Origin of the sequence: uncultured Tenacibaculum sp. (assembly GCF_947502995.1) — a bacterium.
Classification (GTDB): domain Bacteria; phylum Bacteroidota; class Bacteroidia; order Flavobacteriales; family Flavobacteriaceae; genus Polaribacter.
The window spans coordinates 21,422-27,462 of sequence record NZ_CANNBW010000034.1 but is presented as its reverse complement, the minus strand read 5'-3'; the positions used below and the strand labels follow the sequence as shown (position 1 = coordinate 27,462).

3 protein-coding genes are annotated in these 6,041 nt (G+C 31.1%); all 3 read right to left on the bottom strand.

Translation table 11 applies throughout. The annotated features are described in order from the left end of the window. Positions 1-256: 256 nt before the first annotated feature. Entirely contained in the window at positions 257-988 is a 732-nt protein-coding gene (locus Q1A46_RS20085) for a DUF4294 domain-containing protein (RefSeq protein WP_299683313.1), read from the bottom strand. A 95-nt stretch (positions 989-1,083) separates the two neighbouring features. Continuing rightward, positions 1,084-2,337, bottom strand: coding sequence for an aminotransferase class I/II-fold pyridoxal phosphate-dependent enzyme (locus tag Q1A46_RS20080; RefSeq protein WP_299683310.1), 1,254 nt, complete (start codon positions 2,335-2,337; stop codon positions 1,084-1,086). Between the two features lie 68 nt (positions 2,338-2,405). After that, on the bottom strand, positions 2,406-5,858 hold the full coding sequence (locus Q1A46_RS20075; protein ID WP_299683308.1) for a pyruvate carboxylase: 3,453 nt from the start codon (positions 5,856-5,858) through the stop codon (positions 2,406-2,408). Between the last annotated feature and the right edge of the window lie 183 nt (positions 5,859-6,041).

Genomic DNA, 6,041 nt, shown 5'->3' with positions numbered 1-6,041 from the left:
CGTTTGCGGGTGCAAAACTACACACTCTTTTTAATCTACACAAACTTTTAAAACAAAAAAATGAAAAAAAATCGCAACAACCAGAAAACCAAATAAATAAAAAAGAACAATCTTTATGAGTTGATTGTTCTTTATAAATTATAATAAAAGCTCTATGCAAATACACAGTATAACTTTAGTAGATTCTTTAATAAGATTAAGACAAAATAGTAGTGATAATAACAATTTTTAAATCGAAATCTTGGTAAGCAGTTTGTTATTTTTTAGATTTTTTCTTCTTCTTTCTCTTTTTTCTCATCTTAGCAAACATCTTTTTGTACTCTTCTACATCTACTTCTCCTTTTTTAGACTCCAAAATTTTATAAGAATCTACTTTTAATTTTGGTTCTTGTACTTCTAAAGCTTCATCTATAAAAGCCCTTTGTAAAATATCTTCTATTAAATAATCTTCATTAACTGACTCTGGATGATACTCGTCTTTTAATGATAACTTAAATACATTAGCTGTAGTATTATACCAAAAAGCTTTCCAACCGCTACGAAATTCACGAATATTCTCAAAAACTGTACGACCAGTTTGACGATGAATTAGTTTTATTAAAACTCTTCCTTCTGTACGAGTCATCTTTTTTATCTGATCTGTAAGTTCTTTTTCTAAATATTTTTGGACTCTTCTCACATAGATTCTTTTTTTTCTATTTGAATCTATTCTATCTAATCTAGCATTTAAACTATCTATTCTTTTTGAAGCTAATGTTGCATAAGGATAAGCTTTGAATACTTTTTTTCTGAACCAATAATAATAATTTATATCTCTCTTAGATTTAAACTTATGTTTTGGTAATACAGGTACTTCATCTAACTTAATCATTAAAGTATCTCCATCTTTAACCAAAAAATATTCATCTGAAAAATTTGGCAATGAGTCTTTAATCTGAGCATTAAGATTAAAAGAAATGATAATAAGGAGTAAAAAAAACTTTTTCATATTTCTTCAGAAAGCAAATACAATTCCAAAGTTATTGTTTTTAAATTAAAAAACTCGTGACTTTAACATCACGAGTTTCTTAAGTATTTCTTAATTTATGCTGTCATAATAGCCTCTGCTATTCTTTTGTAAGTACCATTACTTAACTTTTCACGTATAGCTGTAAATGCTTTTATTGTTTCATTTACATCTTCAATTGTGTGTCGTGCTGTAGGTATTAATCTTAATATAATCATCCCTCTAGGAATAACAGGATAAACAACTATAGAACAAAATACACCGTGATTTTCTCTTAAATCGTGAACCATTGCCATTGCTTCAGGTATATCTCCTTTTAGGTAAACTGGTGTAATACAAGTTTGAGTAGTTCCTAAATCGAAACCAGCATCTCTTAAACCTGATTGTAAAGCATTAGTTATATCCCATAACTTATCTTTAAGTTCTGGCATTGTACGAATCATATCTAAACGTTTTAAAGCTCCTTTTACCATTGGCATTGGTAAAGACTTTGCAAACATTTGAGAACGCATATTATACTGTAAATATTGAACTACATCTTTATCTCCAGCGAAAAATGCTCCGATACCAGCCATAGATTTTGCAAAAGTAGCGAAATAAACATCGATACCATCTTGAACACCTTGTTCATAACCTGTTCCTCTTCCTCCTTCTCCTAAAGTTCCGAAACCATGAGCATCATCTACAAGTAATCTGAAATTATATTTCTCTTTTAGAGCTACAATCTCTCTTAAACGACCTTGCTCTCCTCGCATTCCAAAAACACCTTCAGAAACTAAAAGAATTCCTCCTCCAGTTTTTTCAGCCATTTTTGTAGCACGCTTTAAGTTTTTCTCACAGCTTTCTATATCATTATGTCTATATACAAATCTTTTACCAGCATGTAAACGAACACCGTCGATAATACATGCATGTGTATCCATATCGTAAACAATAATATCATCTTTAGAAACTAAAGCATCGATTGCAGATACCATACCCTGATATCCAAAGTTTACTAAATAAGAGGCTTCTTTCCCTACAAATTCGGCACATTCTTGCTCTAATTGTTCATGATACTTTGTATGACCAGACATCATTCTAGCTCCCATTGGATAAGCCATACCATGCTCTAAAGCCGCTTCTCCATCTGCTTTTAAAACTTCTGGATGATTTGCTAAACCTAAATAATCATTAATACTCCAAGTAACTACAGGTTTTCCATTAAAATTCATCCTATTCGATATAGGACCTTCTAACTTTGGAAAAACATAATATCCTTCTGCTTTATCAGCCCATTTACCTAAAGGGCCTTTATCACTCTTAATTCTATCAAATAAATCACTTACCATATTAATATTACATATTTGGAGAGCAAAACTAAGTTTTTTTAAGGGTATATCAAAAACTTAACTAAGACTTACTTTATTTTTATTACCAAATCGTTTGTATCTACTAAAGTTCCTGCTGATAATTGTACTTTCTCAATGATTCCCCTACTTACAGCCGTAACCGTTGTTTCCATTTTCATGGCCTCGATTATAAATAACGGTTGATTTTCTTGTACAATATCTCCTTCTTTTACTAAAACTGATGATAATAACCCTTGTAATGGCGCTCCGATTTGATTTTCATTACTAGAATCTACCTTAACATTTTCAACTTTATCAACAGTAATTGAGTTATCTTTTATCGCTACAACTCTCATTTGACCATTAATCTTGAAGAAAACTGTTACGTTTCCATTTTCATCTGCATCTGTTTTATGTACAAGAGAAATCAAAACTTTCTTACCTGATTCAATATCTACCATAATCTCCTCTCCTACTTCTAATCCGAAGAAGAAATTTTTAGTAGGAATATTCATTACATTTCCAAACTTTAAGTGCTTATTGTAAGCATCTGTAAATACTTTTGGATATAGTTTAAATGATAAGAAATCAGTAATTTCTAATTCGCGTCCCATTCCTTTAGAAAAATTCTCTTTAAACTCTGCGAACTCTTTTTCAAAATCAATTGGTTCTAAATGTTCATTTGGTCTTTCTGTATAAGGTTTTTCATTCTTTAAGATAATCTTTTGTAATTTTTCAGGGAAACCTCCAACTGGTTGACCTAAATCTCCTTTAAAAAATCCAATTACAGATTGAGGGAATGAAATACTTTCTCCACGTTCTAAAACATCATCTGTTGTTAAATTATTAGTAATCATGTATTGCGCCATATCACCAACAACTTTAGAACTTGGAGTTACTTTAATAATATCTCCAAACATTTGGTTTACTTCACCATACATTTTTGTAACTTCAGTAAACTTATCTTCTAAACCTAAAGCAATCGCTTGACCTTTTAAATTTGAATACTGCCCTCCAGGAATTTCATGCTCATATACTTCTCCTGTACCTGCTTTTAAACCAGATTCAAACGGATAATAATAACCTCTTACTGCTTCCCAATAATTAGAATACTCCGCAAGTTTTTGAGCATCTAAAGGGTTTTCTCTTTCATTAAAACGTAACATTTCAACCATAGAGTTGAAGTTTGGTTGAGAAGTTAAACCTGATAATCCACCTAAAGCTACATCAACAACATCTACTCCAGCTTCAATAGCTTTTAAATAAGAAGCCGATTGTATTGATGAAGTATCGTGTGTGTGTAAATGAATTGGAATATTAATCTCTGATTTTAATGCTGAAATTAATTCGTAAGCTGCTTTTGGCTTTAATAAACCAGCCATATCTTTTACTCCTAAAATATGAGCACCAGCATTTTCAATATCTTTTGCTAATTGAATATAATATTTAAGATCGTATTTTGTTTTACTAGGATTTAAAATATCTCCAGTATAACAAATAGAAGCTTCTGCTAAACCTTGAGTTTTATTACGAACATGTTTTATACATGGCTCTATAGATTTCATCCAGTTTAATGAATCGAAAATTCTGAATACATCTACACCTGTTTCCCAAGATTGTTCTACAAACTTTTCAATTAAATTATCTGGATAAGCTGTATACCCTACTCCATTAGATCCTCTAATTAGCATTTGTAATAAAACATTAGGCATAGCTTTACGTAACAATGCTAATCTTTCCCATGGATTTTCTTGCAAAAATCGCATACAAACATCAAAAGTTGCTCCTCCCCAAACTTCCATGCTGAAAATATCTGGGAAATTTTTAGCATAACCTTCAGCTACTTTTAACATATCTACAGTACGCATTCTAGTTGCTAATAAACTTTGATGTGCGTCACGCATCGTAGTATCTGTAAAGTGAATTTTCTTTTCCTTCTTTAACCATTCTGCAAACTTCTCTGGTCCTAACTCTGTTAATAAATCTTTAGTTCCTTTTGGATGTTTTTCTAATTTAGAAAATGATGGGATTTTAGGAGTAGTAAATTTATGACTTGGATCTACTTTTTTCACATCTGGATTCCCATTTACTACAACTTCTCCTAAGAAATTGATTAATTTATTTGCTCTATTTTTAGGTTCTTTAAATTCAAAAAGTTTTGGTTCATTTTTTATGAAATTAACTGTAACCTCTCCGTTTCTAAAAGTTTGATGATTTAATATATTTCTTAAGAAAGCAATATTTGTTTCTACACCTCTAATTCTAAATTCAACTAAAGCACGTAACATTTTTCTACATGCACCATCTAAAGTTCTACTTCTTGCAGAAGCCTTAACTAACATAGAATCAAAGAATGGAGAAATTTTTACTCCTTGGTAAATACTACCCGCATCTAAACGAATACCAAAACCAGAAGCACTTCTGTATGTCGTTACAACTCCATAGTCTGGTTTAAAATCATTAGCCGGATCTTCCGTTGTAATTCTACATTGTAATGCATAACCATTAACAACGATAGATTCTTGGCTTGGAATTTTTATCTGAGTATCTGATAATTTATAACCTCCAGCTATGAATAACTGTGTTTTAACTAAATCGATATTAGTTACCATTTCAGTAACGGTATGCTCAACCTGAATTCTAGGGTTTACTTCGATGAAATAGATACTATTATCTTCATCAACTAAAAATTCGACAGTACCAATATTATTATAATCAACAGCTCCACAAATATTTAAAGCATATTGATATAAATCATCTTTAATTTTCTGAGGTAATCCATAAGAAGGCGCAATTTCAATTACTTTTTGATATCTTCTTTGTACCGAACAATCTCTTTCAAATAAATGCACCATGTTTCCATGAGTATCTGCAACAATTTGAATTTCGATATGTTTTGGATTTTCAACAAACTTTTCTAAGAAAACTGTATCGTCACCAAAAGCGTTTAACGCTTCTCTTTGTGCTTCTGGGTAGGCTTTTTTAAGATCATCGGCATTACGAATTACTCTCATACCTCTACCACCTCCACCTGAAGCCGCTTTTAACATTACAGGATAACTAATCTTCTCAGCTTCTTCTAATGCTACTTCTACAGAAGTTAAATCTCTATCACTACTCTGAATAATTGGAACATTGTTAGCTACAGCTACTTCTTTTGCAGTAATTTTATCACCTAAAGCTTTTAGTACAGAAACTTTTGGTCCGACAAAGATAATTCCGTTGTCTTCACATTTCTGTGCGAATTCTGCATTCTCAGATAAAAATCCGTATCCTGGGTGAATTGCATCTACATTATTCTCTACAGCAACCTTAATGATAGCATCAATATCCAAATACGGCTTTAAAGGTTCGTTATCGTCACCAATTTGATAACATTCATCTGCTTTGTACCTGTGTAAAGAGTATCGATCTTCATAAGTATAAATTCCAACGGTTTTTATACCTACTTCTACACAGGCTCTAAAAACTCTAATTGCAATTTCTCCTCGATTCGCTACTAAAACTTTGTTGATTTTCATTCCTCGTTTTTGTTGTAATTTGTTCTTGATTTGTTATCCTCCAAAGTTAAATCAATTTGATTTTTTTTTTCAATAAAAGCTCGTTTTTGTATCAATAAAATCAAGATTTTAACAAATTCGTAAAATTTGTATTGATAAAAAAACGATTTCGTATTATTTTATTACCAATTTAGCAATTTGACA

Coding starts and splice junctions, on each gene's coding strand:
- Q1A46_RS20075 (WP_299683308.1), bottom strand. CDS start 5,858: ATGAAAATCAACAAAGTTTTAGTAGCGAATCGAGGAGAAATTGCAATT.
- Q1A46_RS20080 (WP_299683310.1), bottom strand. CDS start 2,337: ATGGTAAGTGATTTATTTGATAGAATTAAGAGTGATAAAGGCCCTTTA.
- Q1A46_RS20085 (WP_299683313.1), bottom strand. CDS start 988: ATGAAAAAGTTTTTTTTACTCCTTATTATCATTTCTTTTAATCTTAAT.